The 264-nt window shown below is 69.3% G+C and carries 1 protein-coding gene; it reads right to left on the bottom strand.

Translation table 11 applies throughout. The features are described 5' to 3' along the window. The coding region (locus tag ACZ3HG_RS23970; protein ID WP_465334902.1) for a hypothetical protein at window positions 1–264 on the bottom strand (264 nt) is incomplete at both ends.

Here is a 264-nt window from a genome sequence, read left to right as displayed (position 1 = left end):
GAGCACCAGGGCCAGCTCGAGGCGCCGTTGCTGGCCCATCGACAGCTCACCTATCCGCTTGCTCGATTCGCGGGCGCGCAGGAGCCCGAGCTGCGAGAGACCGACTGCCTCACGCGATGGAACGAGCGCGTCGACGTGGGCTGCGTAGAACTCGCTCGCGCGACGATCCAGCGGCAGCTCCGACTCTTGGCGCAGAAAAGCGAGCCGCACGTTCTGCGGGCGACGAACGGTGCCGGTGTCCGGGCGGAGGTCTCCCGCTGCGAC

It is taken from the genome of Erwinia sp. PME.40.26/001, assembly GCF_055556675.1.
The sequence above is the reverse complement of the archived record's forward strand: the minus strand, read 5'-3'. Positions and strand labels throughout refer to the sequence as shown.